The sequence below is a fragment of the Herbaspirillum sp. ST 5-3 genome, from assembly GCF_004804275.1.
Lineage (GTDB): Bacteria > Pseudomonadota > Gammaproteobacteria > Burkholderiales > Burkholderiaceae_D > Noviherbaspirillum.
Genome location: NZ_STGI01000004.1, coordinates 204,767 through 221,512 on the forward strand (window position 1 = coordinate 204,767; position 16,746 = coordinate 221,512).

A 16,746-nucleotide genomic window follows, 5' to 3' on the forward strand; every position below is an offset into this window, starting at 1 on the left:
ATGCAACGCCGCCGCCCTCACCGCCTGCCGAGCGTCAGCCCGTGTTCGTCCTGCGCGACCTTGCCCGGACATACACCATGGGCGAGGTCGAGGTCGTCGCGCTCAAGGACGTCGACCTTGATCTGTATCAGGGAGAGTTCGTGGTGATTCTCGGCGCATCCGGCAGCGGCAAATCCACCCTGCTCAACATTCTCGGCGGCATGGATACGCCGAGCGCGGGGACGATCCGCTATCTCGATCATGAGCTGACCAATGCCGGCGATACGGCGCTGACGAGCTTCCGGCGCGAGCATGTCGGCTTCGTGTTCCAGTTCTATAACCTGATCCCCAGCCTGACCGCACGCGAAAACGTGCAACTGGTCACGGAAATCAGCGAGCACCCGATGGACCCGGTCGAGGCCTTGAAGCTGGTCGGCCTGGGCGATCGCATCGATCATTTCCCCGCGCAACTGTCGGGCGGCGAACAGCAGCGCGTCGCCATCGCCCGCGCGATTGCCAAGCAGCCCGACATCCTGTTGTGCGACGAGCCGACAGGCGCGCTGGATTTCCGCACCGGCAAGCTTGTGCTCGAGGTGCTCGATCACATCAACCGCGTACTGGGCACCACCGTTGCCGTCATCACGCATAACGCCGCGATCGCGGGCATGGCGGACCGGGTCATCTATATCAGTAGCGGCCACATCACGCGGGTGGAAAGCAATGCGCACCGCATTTCCCCGGCGGAGATCGAATGGTGAGCCTTGCCCTGCATCCGATGGACCTGAAGCTGCTGCGCGACCTCTGGCGCATGCGCGGCCAGGCATTGGCGATTGCACTGGTTGCCATGTGCGGCATCGCCACGCTGGTGACGATGCGCGGCTCCTACGAAGCCCTGCTCTCGGCGCAGGCTTCGTATTACGAGCACTACCGTTTTGCCGATGTGTTCGTCTCGGTGAAGAACGCGCCGCTGACCTTGCTCGACCGCGTGCGTGAAATCCCCGGCATCAATGAGGCCGATGGCCGCGTGGTGTTCGATGCATCGCTCGATGTGCCGGGCCTCGACGAGCCGGCGGCCGGCCTTCTGGTGTCGCTGCCCGAACGTCCGGGCAGCGGACTGAACCGTGTGCATTTGCGCACTGGCCGCCTGCCCGAGGCAGGAAGCCTGTACGAAGTGCTGATCAGCGAAGCCTTTTCCCAGGCAAACCACTTGCTGCCCGGCGACAGCCTGAGCGCCATCATCAACGGCCGCAAGGAGCGACTGCATATTGTCGGCATTGCGATCTCCCCGGAATACCTGAATGAAATCCGGGGCAACAGCTTTCCGGACAACCGCCGATTCGGCGTGATGTGGATGGCGCGGGAAGCCCTGGCCGGCGCGCTGAACATGCGCGACAGCTTCAACGACCTGGCGGTCATCCTGGCGCCGCATGCCAGCGAACAGCGGGTCATCGACGAGCTGGACAAGCTGCTGGCACCCTACGGATCGCTCGGCGCGTACGGGCGCAAGGAGCAGGTGTCGCACAGTTTCATCGACAGCGAGCTGACGCAGGTGCGGGTCAGCGGCAGCATCATTCCGGGCATTTTCCTTGGCGTCGCCGCCTTCCTGATTCACAACGTGCTGCTGCGGATCACGGCCTTGCAGCGCGCGCAGATTGCCCTGCTCAAGAGCTTCGGCTACGGCAGCGTGTCGGTGGCCATGCATTACCTGAAGTTCGCGCTGCTGACGGTGATGATCGGCGGCGTACTCGGGATTGCGCTCGGGGAATGGCTGGGCAACGGCCTGGCGGAACTGTATGCGCGCTTCTATCATTTCCCGAGCATGAATTTTGTCCTGTCCGGCTTCGCGATCAGTGTTTCGCTCGTGGTTACCGCGCTGTCGGCATTTGTCGGCGCGGCGCTTGCCGTGGCGCGCGTGGTGAGGATGGCGCCTGCCGAGGCCATGCGGCCAGAGGCCCCGGCGCACTTCCGCCCCGGCCCGCTGGAGCGGCTTGGCCTGCAACGCTTCATGCCGCTCACGGTGCGCATCATCATGCGCAATCTGGAACGCAATCCCGCCAAGGCCCTGCTCTCGATACTCGGCCTGGCACTGGCGGTATCGCTCATGATCGTCGGCCAGTACACCTTCGACGCGCTGGATGAAATCATCCGCATCCAGTTCCGCACCGCGCAGCGCGATGACGTGACGGTGGCATTCAATGAAGTGCGCGACATGTCGGCGGCGCACAATCTGGCGTCGCTGCCGGGCGTGCTGCGCGTGGAGCCCTACAACAGCACACCCGTGAAAATGCGATTCCGGCATCGTGTCAAGAAGACAGCCATCATCGGCCTGGGGCCATCGCGCAACCTGCGCATGGTGCTGGACGAACAGGAGCGCCCGGTCGATCTGCCGCAGGAAGGCGTCGTCCTGTCGAAAAAACTTGCCGAGACGCTGAAGGTCAGGCCCGGCGACGCCGTGAGCGTCGAAGTGATGACGGGGCAGCGGCAAACCATTTCCCTGCCCTTGGCGAAGATCGTGGATGAGCCGATCGGCACCTTTGCCTACATGGACAACGCGGCCCTGGCCAGGGCCATGTCGGAGCCGGAGACCATCACAGGCGCCTTCATCGCGGTCGATCCGAAATATCAGAGCGTGCTCTACCGCACCCTCAAGTCAATCCCGGCCGTTCGCAGCATCAACCTGCGGGAAGCCACCCTGCAGAGCTTCCTGTCGACCATTGCGGAAAACATGCGCATGAACACCATCGTGATCGTCGTGTTCGCCTGCGTCATCGCACTTGGCGTGGTGTATAACTCGGCGCGCATCGCCCTGTCGGAGCATGCCGTCGAGCTGGCCAGCCTGCGCATCCTCGGCTTTACGAGGGCCGAAGTCGCGCGCATGCTGCTGAGCGAACAAGGTTTGCTGACCCTGGTAGCCGTTCCGCTGGGATGCCTGCTCGGCTATGGCTTGTCGGCACTGCTGTCGCAACTGCTGAGCCAGGATTTGTTCCGCATTCCGCTCGTCATCAGCACACGCACCTTCCTGCTTTCGATCGGTGTTGTCCTGCTGTCGGCGACGGCATCGGGTTACCTGGTGTGGCGCAAGGTGCACAAGCTCGATTTGATCGAAGTACTCAAGACACGTGAATAAACCGTCGAACATGGATAGCCATACAGAAACGAAGAATGCCAGGAGCGTGAAGAAAGCCTCCCGCAGGTGGACACTCGGTCTGCTGGGCCTTGTTGCCGCCGTCTTGGTCGCGTGGTACTTGTTCGCCCCCGAACCGCTGGTCATGGAAATCGCCGCCGTCGAGTCCGGGCCGCTGCAGGTGACGGTGAACAATCAGGGCCAGGTGCGCGTCCATGACAAATATGTGGTCGCGGCGCCGGTTGCGGCCGAGATCGCGCGCATCGAATTGCATGACGGCGATCCGGTCGCGCAAGGCCAGGAGGTCGCCACGCTGAGCCCCTTGCCCATGGATGAGCGGCAAAGGCGGGAAGCCGTCGCGCGACTGGACGCGGCAAAGGCGCTGGCACGGGAGGCCGCGCTGCGTGCCGACCGGGCGCAGACCGACATGCAGTTCGCCACCAATGAGCGAGCCCGGGTCGAGCGCCTGGTCAACGACAATTTCGTTTCCCCCCAGGCTGTCGAGAAAGCCCTGACTGCCGAACGCACCAGCCGCGCCGAGTGGGATGCGGCCAAATCCCGCCAGCAGGCGGCCGCAGCCGATGTCAAGGCCGCCGAGGCCGCCCTGCTGGCGGACGAGCGTCCGACCAAGGGCGGCAAACGCGAACTCCGGCTGACTGCGCCGGTCGGCGGCTATGTACTGAAAGTCCACGAAAAAAGCGAACGAACAATCAACGCCGGATCGCCCCTGGTCACCATCGGTGATCCGACGCGCTACGAAATCGTGGTGGACGTGCTCTCCACTGATGCCGTGAAGATCCATGCCGGCGATCTCATGCTGCTCGAAGGCTGGGGCGGCGGCAAGGCATTGCGCGCCCGCGTGCGTCTGGTCGAGCCGGTCGCCTTCACCAAGATTTCCGCGCTCGGTGTCGAAGAACAGCGTGTGAATATCATCGCGGATCCGGTCGACCCGCTCGGGCCGCTGGGGGATGGTTATCGCATCGAGGCGCGCATTGTCATCTGGCAGGGCGACAAGGTGACAAAACTTCCGGCCAGCAGCCTGTTCCGCGTCGGCGAGGAGTGGCATGTGTTCGTGGTGGAGAATGGCCGGGCGAAAGAGCGCGCGGTGACGGTCGGCCAGCGCAACCAGGACGAGGTGCAGATCCTGTCCGGCCTCGCCCCCGGCGCGCGGGTGATTCGCTATCCGAGCAATCAGCTCAGCGACGGCGCGCGGATCACCGCCGCCGGGCGCTGAATCGCCGGCGACTGCCGTCGCGATATCGCGCGGCAATTCCATTTGAGCACACACAAAAAACCGGCGGAAAGCGCGGCCGCGCGCTGAACTTTCAACATTCCTGTTCGTCCATCCGAAAAACACAGTGCATCGCACGACCGGACGATCAGGAGACACATGGACCGAGAAAACATCAACGAGAAGGTCAGCATCACCCTCTACGAACAGTCCATCCCACCCTTCATCGAATCAAAACTGGCCACGCTCTATGCGCACATCTATTCGTCGCTGGCGCAGTTCACCGTTTACGGCAATGTCGATCCAGGCACCTATACCTATGTGGCGCAGAAAAACGACAAGACCGTCGCGGCGCTGGTGTTTCGCGTCAACGGGCGCAGGGCGCAGGTGCTGAACGAGCAGATCTGGCTGGATGCAGGGGAAATCGATCGCTTCGTGCGCTACCTGTTCGACAGCTTTCCGGAAGTCGATGTCGTCAGCTTCGGCGCACTGCGCAGCGACCTGAAGCGGTTGGCGTTTCCCATCCAGCGCTTTTATCGCACCGAGGACATCGTCGTCAGCCTTCCTGCCACGGAGGAGGACTACCTTGGCATGCTCGGCAAGGCGACACGCAAGAACATCAAGAAGCACAGCAACCGCATCAAGCGCAGCCATCCGTCGCTCGCCTGCTCCGTCTACCTGAACGCCGAGGTGACCGAGCAGCATGTGCGCGAGGTGATCGCCTTGAATCGTGCGCGCATGCGGCTGAAGAACAAGGTCTCCGAAATCGACGAGGACGAAACGCTGCGTCTGACCCGCCTCATGCAATTGTGCGGCATTGCCTTCATCATGAGCATCGACGGTAAGGTCGTCGCCGGATCGATTTGCAGCCGCGTCGGCGACAACATCTTCATGCACATCAGCGCGCACAACCCGGAGTACGACGACTTCCGTCTCGGTACACTGTGCTGTTACCTCACCATCTGCGAAGCGATCCGCCGCGGCGCCAGGGAGTTGCATTTCATGTGGGGACGCTTCGACTACAAGTATGCATTCCTCGGCGTCAGGAATGATTACGACGAGCTGACGGTCTACCGCTCCCGTGCAACCATGCTGCGCCACGCCGGCAGCGCGCTCCGGATCGCATTCGAAGGGCACCGCAGGGCGCTGAAATTCCGGCTGCTCGATATCGCCGACCGGCAGGAGCATGACAATGCTGGTGCTCGCTGGGTGTCGCGCATGCTGAATGCCGCCCGTGACTTGAAGCAAACCCGTTTCGGCCCGATCGCGCGTGGAAGTTGAGTTGTCGCTGCCCGCATGGAACAGCGACTGGTCGGTCAGGGCTTGTTGCCTGGCCAGCGCAATGAACAAGACAGTGATGCCGGCCACGATGACGGCCAATTCCCACCAGCGCTGCTTCCAGATGCCGACCCAGGACGTGCTGTCCGGTGCCGCGGGAATCAAGAAGCGCTCCGGCAACTGGTAGGCGAGCTTGAAGTCCTTCCAGATGCGCTCGGGGTAGATCATGCCCTTGAAACGGGTTGCATCGCGCGCGGCCGCCGCGCTTCGTTTCCGTCCTTCGATTCTGCGTGCCGAATACCATGCGCGCATATCGCAACAGTGTTTGTCTTACAGCCGCAATTCATTGTTATCTCTAGTACATAACAGCTTTGCACCTACCGACATTCAGTAACGTGCAGCAAACACGCCTTATTTGTTGCTATCGCACACAGTGACTTTGTTCTGCTCAACACAGGTGATACAGTCTTGTACTCACCAGTGACGGAGGTCTGCGCACTCGTGAAGAGACAACAGGAGTAGAAGTGCTGACAACCCAGAGAGCGGGCATCGCCCCCGACGCGCATTGCGTCCCGCCGAATGATCGACGCAAGCGAACCATCGAGGAAGCACATCAGCGGTCTGCCGCATATGGCTTGTCCAGGTCTGCGCCAGCTTCAGTCAGCGCTGCACCCGCCATCGACCTGAAGCAGGCCATCGAGAAAAACAGCATGCTCCACTCGTATGCAATTCCCGTGATGGAAACGCTTTTCGAGCAGATCGCCAACACTGGCAGCATGGTGGTGTTGACCGGCCCCGCCGGCGTTGTGCTCCATGCCATCGGCGATCGCGACTTTATGGAAAAGACAAGCGGCATTGGATTGCAGCCCGGCGTGCGATGGTCGGAGTGCAGCATGGGAACGAATGCCATCGGTACAGCCATCGTGGAGCAGGCACCAACGGTAGTGCACGCTGATGAGCACTACCTCGCCGCAAACCGTTTCCTCACCTGCTCCGCCGTGCCGGTCTTCGACCATCAACGGCGGATCGCCGGCATACTCGGCGTGGCCGGCGACCATGTCAGTTTCCATCATCACACCATGGCGCTGGTGCGCCTGTCCGCGCAGATGATCGAAAACCAGTTGTTCTCGACGACATTCCGGAATGCGATCACGGTCCATTTTCACAGCCGGCCGGAATTCATCGGCACATTGATGGAAAACACGGCGGCATTCACCGCCGGCGGCCGCTTCTTGTCGGCCAACCATAGCGCGATGCGGCAGTTCGGATTGCCGCGATCGGCGCTCGAAACACACACCTTCAGCTCGCTGTTCGGCCTGCCGCTCTCCGAACTGTTCGACCACTATTGCAAGCTGTCGCCGGGCCTGCTGACGTTATGTCTGTACAACGGCTTGCGCGTTCATGCACATGCCGAACTACGCATCCCGGCTGGCGCGATCCAGGAGACGGCCGCGTCCACCGCGCTGGAGACACGGCGTCCGTCGAATGCATCGCTTCGATTTTCAAGTCTGCATTACCTGAACACCGGCGATCCGCAAATCGCAGGCGTGATCGACAAGGTGGGAAAAGTGATCGGCCGGGATATCCCTATCCTCATCCTCGGCGAGACAGGCACCGGCAAGGAACTGCTAGCGCAGGCCATCCACAATGATTCTCCGCACGCCGGCGGGCCGTTCGTGGCAGTCAACTGCGCATCGATTCCGGAAACACTGATCGAGTCTGAACTGTTCGGCTATGAAGACGGTGCTTTCACCGGCGCCCGCAGGAAAGGCAGCGCCGGCAAGATTCTTCAGGCGAATGGCGGCACGCTGTTCCTCGACGAAATCGGCGACATGCCGCTGAACCTCCAGGCGCGACTGTTGCGCGTGCTCCAGGAGCGGACCGTCACTCCGCTTGGCTGCACCAAGTCCTATCTGCTGAACATCGCGCTGGTCTGCGCGACCAACCGTAATCTGCGCGAACAAATCGCCAGAAATGCCTTTCGCGAGGACCTGTATTACCGCTTGAACGGCCTGGTGATCAAGCTGCCGCCGCTGCGCGAGCGCACCGACCTCGAGACGGTGGTCGACAAACTGCTAGCCGCCCACCCGGGTACTGTGCGGCGAACCATTTCACCCGAATTGATGCAGGTATTCAAGCGCCACAGGTGGCCGGGCAATGTCCGCCAGCTTGCGAGCCTGGTCCGCACGGCGATCATCATGGCCGGCGACCAGCAGGAAATCGGGATGGAGCATATGCAGGAAGACTTCCTGGAGGACATTGGTGCCATGGCGCTCGCGTCCGGCGGCGGACAGCAAGCTGCAAGCGGCAGCACGCTGGAAGATGTCGAGCTGTCGATGATGCGCAAGACACTGGAAGAGCTCGGCGGTAACGTATCGGCGGCAGCGCGGGCGCTGGGCGTGTCGCGCAATACGATTTACCGGAAGATGAATCTCTGAGCTCGCGCCGGGGGCAGGCAACGGCGCACCAGCACCTCATTCACGCTGACGGAAAGCTCGGCGACTGCCATCGCGCGCCGGCCTTGTCGATCAGCATCGCATCCACGTTTTCCAGGCTCGCCACCAGCTTCATCGCTTTTGCCTTGCCCATCACCATCAGTGCGGTCGAAAGGCCGTCCGCGATAATTCCGGTCGGCGCGAGGACCGTCACGCTCGCCAGTTCGGGCGGCGATTTTCCGGTGTGCGGATCGAAGATGTGATGCTGCGTATAATCCGCGCTGAAATGCATTTCGTAATCGCCCGATGTGGCCACGCAACGCCCATCCATGCGAAATGCCTGCGGCATCGGCTCGCGCTTGCGCGGATCCTGCACTGCCAGCATCCATGGCCGGGAGTGGTCGCGCGATCCGATCGCGCCGTACTCGCCGGTATCCAGCAATGCGTGCCTGATGCCGCGCTCGCGCACCCTTGCCAGCGCAAGATCGGTTGCGAAACCCTGCGCGATCCCATTCAGGGTAATGGCCATGCCGGGATGCAGCAATTGCACCCGCTTTCCGTCGAACGCCAGATGTTGCCAGCCGACGAGCGCCCGGGCATGGTCGATCCGTGCATCGTTCGGCAGGCCGCCCTCCTTCTCGGTCTGCTCATAGGTTCGCCAGAGCGGTTGCACCGTCACATCGAACGCGCCATCGGTCAGCACCGACAAGTCCCGCGCCGCTTTCAGCACCGTGAGCAGAAAGGGATGCGGCCGCTCCAGGGTACCGCTGGCGTTCAGCGTGAATACCTGGCTTGCCTCGCGATGGATGCTCATCAACGCATCCACCTTCTTCGCTTCGGCGAACGCATCCTCGATGGCCAGGTTCGCCTGCCGTTCATCATCATGCAGCAGTTGTACCGAGATGGTAGTGCCGAAGGCGAGATCGAAGCCGCGATAAAGGCGTTCGCCGGACTCGCCCGGACTCCCCCTGAGCACGGTTCCCGGCAAGGCGTGGTTGTCGATGATCTTCCAGCCGGCAGCCAGCGCCGCCGTGCCGAGCCCGACTGAGGCAGCCATGAATTTTCTACGCCGCATCATGCTTCCTTTCTATCTGCAACCTGGATGGGAATGGTGCGCCTGCGCTTCGCTTCCATGATCAGCGGCGCGCACTGTTCGTCGCTTCGATAAATCACGACGCATTCCATGCACTGGAAGCAGTCTTCATAACGAATGCTGCCGTCCTGTTCGATCGCCTGGTATTGGCAGCGATGTCGACATGTCTGGCATGGCGATCCGCATTCCGCGCGGCGCGGCAGCCAGCGCCAGAGGCGCACGCGCCCGAACAGGGCGAGGCCGGCGCCCAGCGGACACAGGTAGCGGCAAAACATCTTGTAGACCACCATGTTGGCCAGCAGCAGGGCGAGCGCATACAGCACGAATGGCCAGGAACGCTGGAATCCCAGCGTGATTGCAGTCTTGAACGGTTCGATTTCCACCGCCTTGTCCGTGATCGCCGGGGAGAACAGTGCGCTGGCGATGATGCCGGCAAAGGCCAGGTACTTGATCTGCCTGAGCCGCGCATCCGTGCGAGGCCGGAACCTAAGCGCGGGTATGCGCAGCCATGCGCCGAGCGTCGCGATCCCCTCCTGCAATGCGCCGAACGGGCACAGCCAGCCACAGAAGGTGCCGCGTCCCCAGATGAACAGCGATACGGCGACGGCAGTCCACAGGATGACGGTGGGCGGATCGAACAGAAGGAAGCCGAGGCCGCGCCCTTCCTTCAGCGCCTGCACGACGCTGGTGATGTTGACGATGGAAAGCTGGCCCTGCGCGTACCAGCCGATGAAAAACACCGTGAACACCAGGTAGGCGCGCCTGAACCACTTGAAGCGTCTTGCATTGGCAGTCAAGGCTTGTTGCCTGGCCAGCGCAATGAACAAGACGGTGATGCCGGCCACGATGACGGCCAATTCCCACCAGCGCTGCTTCCAGATGCCGACCCAGGACGTGCTGTCCGGTGCTGCGGGAATAAAGAAACGCTCGGGCAGTTGGTACGTGAGCTTGAAGTCCTTCCTGATGCGCTCCGGGTAGATCATGCCCTTGAGGCGGGTTATGTTGAGCGAGAACTCCAGCGGCAGCGCCGGGTCGAGCCCGGCCTGGCTGATGACCCGGAATACCTTGACGGTATCGCCGCGCGCCGCGATTCCGTCGGGCAGAGAGAGATCAAGATTGAGGTCGCGCATTTCCAGCGGCAGCCCGCCCTGCGTCAATGCCAGCCGTTCCGACACCGCGCCCGGCACGAAATCATCCGGCACGACACTGTATCTGCCATGCGAAATTACGAGAAACGCATGGTCGCCCTCTTCCAGCCTGCCTTTCAATTTATTCCACTGACTGGGACCCAACAGGCTGCGCCCGATGCTCGGCATGCTAAGCCAGGCGACCTGCAGGTCGATAAACGTTTCGGCCGGAGACGACACGGCTTGTGGATCGATCCCGCTAGCAGGCGTACCTGCGAATCGCTGCTCCACGTCCGCGTTTTTCAGGAGCATGTGCTTCAGCAATCCGCTTTTCAGCATCCCGTCGATGTCCAGCGGCTCAAACATATCGGAACGAATACGTGCTACCCGGTCGGGATCGCCTTTCCCCGAAAAGCCCAGCTTGCTGCGCGCCACCTTGAGCGCGGCCGACAAGATGCTCTGGTTCAGGATGCGGACCGATGCGGTTGCCTTCGTGACACCATCGATATGCGCGTTGGCACTGTCGCGGCGATCCTGCTGCCGCTGCGTTCCCGTGTCGATCGAAATGTTCCGCATCAATGACAGGCCGCGGTACTGGCTGACGAACTTGAACAGCGGCGCTTCCCCCAGTCCGTCGAGAAAAACCGGCTCATGGTGGGACAGCACCTGCACGTCCAGAAAATTGCCTTGATGATCGAGCGCCACCAGCAGATTCATCGGCACACCGGAAAAACCGGGGATCGGCGCCAGGTCGATCGATTCGAACAAATAGCCAACCAGCTCGTTGGACGTTGCGTTCTGCTTGAATACCGGCCATACCGGCAACGCCGCATCCTTTTGTCCCACGATGTAGGGCGACGGAAACCTTTGGACCAACTCGTCGTGCGTCAGAACGCCGGCCAGAGCCGATGCCGCACCTGCTGCAAGCAGAATCAGGCCTGCCAGGAATGCACGCAGCATGACTGCACACTCTCTTCCACAGGCCTTGAAAACCAAAACGCTTTCATGGCTGTCTCCAATCGGTTTTTATGTCGCCGTCGAGGATGATGGCGCGATGTGTGCGTCCGGGCGGCCGCCACCGGTGGTCTGAAGGGAAGGATGGACTGCGCGCCCGGAGCACCGAGCTGTCATGGCAATTGCCATGCCAAGCCGGCCCCGTGTGGGATGCATCGACGAAGACAGGCCGAAAGCCGCCTCCTTGCGGGCGTCCAATCGGCATTGATATGCGGCGAGGTCGGCAGGCGTCGTGCCATATTCTTGAACAGATGAACAACGGCTGCGCCAATCTGACACAGGCCGGTCATCGCTTGAGCGTATCGCTGCGCCCCCGGCAGACGAAAAAAAAGCCCGGCAAGCCGGGCTTTTCGCCATGCGGAACACCGCATCAAACGGTGCCGTGCTTCCTGTGCTTCTTGATGCTGCCCTTGGTCTTGATGAGCATGATGCCCGACTTTCCGCTCCGGCTCTTGTGCGCAACATGGCGCGGCGCAGCCTTCGCGGCATACAGCGGTTCGCCATTGACGTAGCGCTGGATGTTGACCGCATCCATCATGCGCGCGGCGCTTGCCTTGGCGTTCAGCAGGACGAGGACTACATGCTTGCCGGCGGAATGGAAACGCATCACCAGGCAACGGCCCGCCTCCTGCGTGAAACCGGTCTTGGACAGCAGGATGTCCCAGCCGTCGCTACCGACCAGGCGGTTGGTGTTGTGGTAGTGGACCGAACGTCCGTTCATGTCGATCAGGTCTTCCGTGCCGGTGGTGAGCCGGCCGATTTCCGGATAGGTCGAAGCGGCTGTCGCCATCTTCAGCAGATCGGCTGCTGTGGAACGGTTATGCGGCGACAAGCCGGTCGGTTCTTCGATGGTGGTCTGGCGCATGCCCAGCGTCGTGAGCTTTTCCCTGACTGCGGAGACAAATGCCGGCATGCCGCCCGGATAGGTGCGCGCCAGCGCATGTGCCGCGCGGTTGTCGCTCGACATCAAGGCCAGTTCGAGGACAGCCTGGCGCGGCAGGACTGCGCCCACCGGCACGCGCGACGAACTGTTCTTGAGCGTATCGACGTCACTCTCGTCGATGGTGATCATTTCATTCATGTCGGGCTTGGCATCGAGCACGACCATCGCGGTCATCAGCTTCGTCAGAGAGGCAATCGGCACCACGTCGTGCGCATTCTTCTCGAACAGCACCGTGCCGGAATCCTCTTCGAACACGAGTGCGTGCTGCGAACTCAACGGCAGGGCGAAGGCAGACGCCGCGGAACTGAGCAGCAGCGCCAAAAGGGTTTTCTTGAGCATACGAAAGGCGAATTTAAAAGAGGTTGTTCTTCGGCATCAATCATAGCCGGTTTATAGCGGGCAACGTTTGCGAATTGCAAAAGGATGACAAAAAATTTTTTGCTTGTTGCGAAGCAGTCTTGACCGGATTTCAAGATGCGCCAGGCGCCAGTGCGGGACCCGGCGAACGCCGCTTTCCGGATCGCCTTACAATTCCTGCTTTGCCGGACCCTTGCGGCCGGCGCCATTCATTCAGGAGCGAGTGCGAAGTGACTGTTGCTACAGAGGCAAAGAACCGGATTCTTATCATTGGCGCCGGCGCGATCGGCAGTTTTTACGGCGCGGCATTGCAGGCGGGCGGCGCCGATGTCGCGGTGGTATGCCGTTCGGAGTTTGAGGTGGTGCGCGAACAGGGTTATGAAATCGACAGCGACAGCCTCGGAAAGCGATGCTTCCGGCCTGCACAGACCTTGCGCGAGGTGTCGGATTATCAAGGCGGGCCGCCGGATTACCTGGTGGTCTGCGTCAAGGTGGTGGACGGGACTGATCGCGTCGCCCTGATGGGCAATGCAGTGCGGCCGGACACCGTGATCGTGCTGATCGAAAACGGCATCGAGATCGAAGCCGAGATCGCGCAGGCCTTTCCCCGCAATGAACTCATCAGCGCCCTCGCCTTCGTGCAGGTCAGCCGCATCGCGCCCGGCAAGGTGAAGCACTTCGCCTTCGGCGGCCTGAGCTTTGGCAGCTATCCGGCGGGCTTGAGCGACCGTGCGCGGCAATTGGGCAAGCTCCTTGAACGCGGCGGCATTGCCTGCACTCTGACGGAAGACGTGATCACCGCGCGCTGGAAGAAATGCGTGTGGAATGCGGTGTTCAACCCGATTTCCGTCCTCGGCGGCGTCCTCGACACCGGCCACATCCTGCATGCGGAAGGCGGGGAAGCCTTCGTGCGACGCGCGATGGAGGAAGTTGCGGCCGTCGCGGCAGCCACCGGCCATCCCTTGTCGCGCTCGCTGATCGGCAAGCTCCTCGACGGAACCCGCGATGCGCCGCCCTACAAAACCAGCATGGCACTCGATTTTGAAAACGGCCGGCCGATGGAAGTGGAAGCCATCCTCGGCAATGCCGTGCGGGCCGGCCGCCGTGAAAATGTCGACATTCCCGCGCTGGAAAGCCTGTATGCCCTGATGAAGATGGTGCAACTCAAATCCGGGAAACACTGAGGCAAGGCCGGCGTCCGCGAATGCGCTTGCCGTTGATATTTGACAATATCCGAGGCACATGCCGGCGCGGATTTCATACGCGCCCTCGTACGCAAACCTTGTCGTGAGAATACTGGCGGCCTTGACACAAGTCATATGAATTCGCCACCTTGAACGGTAGCGTATTGAACATCTGCCCGGGAGTCACCTCGGCTGGTACACGACCTATCCCCTCAACGCCTATGTCCTCAATGAATGCAATGGCTGCACCAGGTCCTGCCGCAGGCGACCATGAAGCGACAGCCTGGCATGCCTTGAGCGTGGAAGACGTCGCGCAACAAGTCGGCGTCTCGCTGGGAACAGGACTGCCACAGAATCAGGCCACGGAACGCCTGCAGGCCTGCGGCGCCAATCTCATCCGCGAAACACCGCCGCGACCGCTCTGGCGCATGTTCATCGATCAATTCGCCGACTTCATGATCCTCGTCCTGATGGCGGCGGCAATCATTTCCGGCGTGATCGGCGACGTGAAGGACACACTCGCCATCGTGGTAATCGTGCTGCTCAATGCCGTCATCGGGTTTGCGCAGGAAGTGCGCGCCGAACGGGCCATGTCCGCCTTGAAAAAAATGGCGGCAACCAGCGCCACGGTGCTGCGCGGCGGCGAACGGGCCACGGTTCCGGCCCACGAACTGGTACCCGGCGATGTCGTCATGCTGGAGGCGGGAAACGTCGTGCCGGCGGATCTGCGTCTGGTCGAGGCGGTGCGCCTGAAAATCGACGAGGCGCTGCTGACCGGCGAAGCCAGCACGGTGGAAAAACACTCCAATACACTCCAGCAGCCGGATGTGCCGCTGGGCGACCGCGTCAATATGGCCTTCAAGGGCGCCACAGCCACCTACGGCCGGGGCAGCGGCATCGTGGTCGCCACCGGCATGCAAACCGAACTCGGCAAGATCGCGCGCCTGATGGAGTCCGGCGGAGAACTCAGGACGCCCCTGCAAAAACGCCTGGCCGCATTCGGGCAGCGGCTGGGTCTGGCCGTGCTCGCAATCTGCGCCATCATTTTTGTGGTCGGCCTGATGCGCGGCGAGGCGATGGTGCTGATGTTCCTGACTGCCGTCAGTCTGGCCGTCGCTGCCATCCCGGAAGCCTTGCCGGCGGTCGTCACCATCTCGCTCGCGCTCGGGGCGCGCAAGATGGTCCAGCAGAATGCGTTGATGCGCCGCCTCCCAGCGGTGGAAACCCTCGGCTCGGTCACCTACATCTGCTCGGACAAGACCGGCACCCTCACCCAGAACCGGATGCGGGTGGAAGAGCTGTGCACCGCCACCACCGTCTCGCACAAGTGGAACGACGTGCCGGCCCAGGAACCCTGGAACAGCCTGTTCGCCGCATTGGCGCTGTCCAACGACGCCAGCCGCGACCGGCTCGACAACATCACGGGCGACCCGACCGAAGTTGCCCTCTACCTGGCCGCGTTCGAGGCGGGTCACGACAAGGCGGAACTGGAGACCACCGCCGCGCGGGTGTTCGAACTGCCCTTCGATTCAGACCGCAAGCGCATGACCACGCTGCACCGGCACCGCGATGCCTTCATCGCCTACACCAAGGGCGCGCCGGAATGCGTGCTTCCGCTCTGCACCTCGGCGCTGGGGCCGCATGGCGAAGAGAGCTTCGAGCGTGAAGCGATTCTTGCCGCGGCGGACCATATGGCCAGGCGCGGCTTGCGCGTGCTGGCGATTGCACGCCGACACTGGTCTGATATCCCTGAGGGTCAGGACCATGCCGCCATTGAAACCGGCCTGGTATTCATCGGCCTGGTCGGCCTGATCGATCCGCCGCGCCCGGAGGCGAAGGAAGCGGTGCACTTGTGCAAAACGGCGGGAATCACGCCAGTAATGATCACCGGCGACCATGCCGCGACCGCCCTGGCAATCGCACGCCAGCTCGGCATTGCCGGCGACAAGGACAGCGTGGTCACCGGAGCGCAACTGGCAGCAATGAACGACGAGGTGTTCAGGTCCAAGGTGGCCCATGTCCGCGTCTATGCGCGTGTCGATCCGGCGCAGAAGATCCGCATTGTGGAAGCGCTGCAAGCGCGTGGCGAATTTGTGGCGATGACCGGCGACGGCGTCAACGATGCGCCGGCATTGAAGCGCGCCAATATCGGCGTGGCGATGGGAAAAGGCGGCACCGACGTCGCTCGCGAAGCCTCCAGCCTGGTGCTGCTCGACGATAACTTCGCCACCATCGTCGGCGCAGTGCGCGAGGGCCGGCGCATCTTCGACAACATTCGCAAGTTCATCCGATTCGCCATGACCGGCAATTCCGCGGAAATCTGGGTAATCTTCCTCGCGCCTTTCTTCACCTTGCCGATCCCCTTGCTGCCGATTCATATCCTGTGGATCAACCTCCTCACCGACGGCCTGCCCGGCCTCGCGCTGGCATCCGAGCCGGCGGAGAAAGGCGTGATGGAACGCCCGCCGCGCCCACCGCAGGAAAGCATCTTTGCGCACGGCATGTGGCAACACATCATCTGGGTCGGGCTGACCATCGCGGCGGTGTCGCTATTCGCCCAGGCGTGGGCCATTCACACCGGATCGACACATTGGCAGACGATGGTATTCACGGTATTGACCCTGTCGCAGATGACCCATGTGCTGGCCATCCGCTCGGAAAGACTGTCCTTGTTCAAGCAGGGTCTGTTCTCGAATCCGCCCTTGCTGGGCGCGGTCACGCTGACCTTCGTGCTGCAGCTCGCGACAATTTACGTCCCCTTCCTGAACCCGATCTTCAGTACGCAGCCGTTGACGGTCGGAGAACTGGCGTTTTGCCTGGCCCTGTCAATGATCGTGTTCGTTGTCGTGGAACTGGAGAAGCTGCTGCTGCGCAAGGGCCTGCTTTACGGGGAGCCGGCCAGTCATGCGTAGAACTCATTTCATAAATAGGAGGGCTCGCGAAGGTGGCCTGGACGGATGCAGTGCAAGGCGCGGCGCGAC

11 protein-coding genes are annotated in these 16,746 nt (G+C 61.9%); 8 read left to right on the plus strand and 3 right to left on the minus strand.

What is annotated here, in order from left to right; genetic code table 11:
• Window positions 1–77 precede the first annotated feature (77 nt).
• From E6W33_RS10140 to E6W33_RS10165, 6 genes are all read left to right on the plus strand, one after another.
• Window positions 78–737: an ABC transporter ATP-binding protein gene (locus E6W33_RS10140; protein ID WP_211097311.1), complete on the plus strand. Its 660-nt coding sequence runs from the start codon at window positions 78–80 to the stop codon at window positions 735–737.
• On the plus strand, window positions 731–3,106 hold the full coding sequence (locus E6W33_RS10145; RefSeq protein WP_211097296.1) for an ABC transporter permease: 2,376 nt from the start codon (window positions 731–733) through the stop codon (window positions 3,104–3,106). Before E6W33_RS10140 ends, E6W33_RS10145 begins: the two co-directional genes overlap by 7 nt.
• A 10-nt stretch (window positions 3,107–3,116) precedes the next feature.
• Window positions 3,117–4,337, plus strand: coding sequence for an efflux RND transporter periplasmic adaptor subunit (locus tag E6W33_RS10150; protein ID WP_136417128.1), 1,221 nt, complete (start codon window positions 3,117–3,119; stop codon window positions 4,335–4,337).
• A gap of 156 nt (window positions 4,338–4,493) precedes the next feature.
• Window positions 4,494–5,615 carry a GNAT family N-acetyltransferase gene (locus E6W33_RS10155; protein ID WP_136417130.1) on the plus strand — a complete coding sequence of 374 codons (1,122 nt, stop codon included), beginning with the start codon at window positions 4,494–4,496 and terminating at the stop codon, window positions 5,613–5,615.
• Window positions 5,605–5,799 carry a hypothetical protein gene (locus tag E6W33_RS10160; protein ID WP_136417133.1) on the plus strand — a complete coding sequence of 65 codons (195 nt, stop codon included), beginning with the start codon at window positions 5,605–5,607 and terminating at the stop codon, window positions 5,797–5,799. The genes E6W33_RS10155 and E6W33_RS10160 overlap by 11 nt, the downstream gene beginning before the upstream one ends.
• 523 nt (window positions 5,800–6,322) lie before the next feature.
• Window positions 6,323–8,050, plus strand: a complete 1,728-nt coding sequence (locus E6W33_RS10165; RefSeq protein ID WP_348983159.1) for a sigma-54-dependent Fis family transcriptional regulator — start codon at window positions 6,323–6,325, stop codon at window positions 8,048–8,050.
• Between the two features lie 40 nt (window positions 8,051–8,090).
• Here the strand turns inward: E6W33_RS10165 and E6W33_RS10170 are convergent, their stop codons facing one another.
• The 3 genes from E6W33_RS10170 to E6W33_RS10180 form a co-directional block, all read right to left on the minus strand.
• Entirely contained in the window at window positions 8,091–9,104 is a 1,014-nt protein-coding gene (locus tag E6W33_RS10170; protein ID WP_247869604.1) for an FAD:protein FMN transferase, read from the minus strand.
• A 17-nt stretch (window positions 9,105–9,121) separates the two neighbouring features.
• Complete coding sequence (locus tag E6W33_RS10175) at window positions 9,122–11,227, minus strand: 4Fe-4S binding protein (protein ID WP_136417135.1); 2,106 nt, start codon at window positions 11,225–11,227, stop codon at window positions 9,122–9,124.
• A 424-nt stretch (window positions 11,228–11,651) separates the two neighbouring features.
• A complete protein-coding gene (locus E6W33_RS10180) occupies window positions 11,652–12,563 on the minus strand; it encodes a serine hydrolase (RefSeq protein WP_136417137.1) in 912 nt (303 codons plus the stop codon).
• A 248-nt stretch (window positions 12,564–12,811) separates the two neighbouring features.
• On the opposite strand from E6W33_RS10180, the gene E6W33_RS10185 reads away from it, so the two are divergent.
• Window positions 12,812–13,765, plus strand: a complete 954-nt coding sequence (locus E6W33_RS10185) for a 2-dehydropantoate 2-reductase (RefSeq protein ID WP_136417140.1) — start codon at window positions 12,812–12,814, stop codon at window positions 13,763–13,765.
• A gap of 239 nt (window positions 13,766–14,004) precedes the next feature.
• Complete coding sequence (locus E6W33_RS10190) at window positions 14,005–16,677, plus strand: calcium-translocating P-type ATPase, PMCA-type (RefSeq protein WP_136417142.1); 2,673 nt, start codon at window positions 14,005–14,007, stop codon at window positions 16,675–16,677.
• Window positions 16,678–16,746: the final 69 nt, after the last annotated feature.

Excerpts from the sequence above, each read along its gene's own strand:
- E6W33_RS10140 (WP_211097311.1), top strand. The coding sequence starts at position 78 with ATGGGCGAGGTCGAGGTCGTCGCGCTCAAGGACGTCGACCTTGATCTG.
- E6W33_RS10145 (WP_211097296.1), top strand. The coding sequence starts at position 731 with ATGGTGAGCCTTGCCCTGCATCCGATGGACCTGAAGCTGCTGCGCGAC.
- E6W33_RS10150 (WP_136417128.1), top strand. The coding sequence starts at position 3,117 with ATGGATAGCCATACAGAAACGAAGAATGCCAGGAGCGTGAAGAAAGCC.
- E6W33_RS10155 (WP_136417130.1), top strand. The coding sequence starts at position 4,494 with ATGGACCGAGAAAACATCAACGAGAAGGTCAGCATCACCCTCTACGAA.
- E6W33_RS10165 (WP_348983159.1), top strand. The coding sequence starts at position 6,323 with ATGCTCCACTCGTATGCAATTCCCGTGATGGAAACGCTTTTCGAGCAG.
- E6W33_RS10170 (WP_247869604.1), bottom strand. The coding sequence starts at position 9,104 with ATGGCTGCCTCAGTCGGGCTCGGCACGGCGGCGCTGGCTGCCGGCTGG.
- E6W33_RS10175 (WP_136417135.1), bottom strand. The coding sequence starts at position 11,227 with ATGCTGCGTGCATTCCTGGCAGGCCTGATTCTGCTTGCAGCAGGTGCG.
- E6W33_RS10180 (WP_136417137.1), bottom strand. The coding sequence starts at position 12,563 with ATGCTCAAGAAAACCCTTTTGGCGCTGCTGCTCAGTTCCGCGGCGTCT.
- E6W33_RS10190 (WP_136417142.1), top strand. The coding sequence starts at position 14,005 with ATGGCTGCACCAGGTCCTGCCGCAGGCGACCATGAAGCGACAGCCTGG.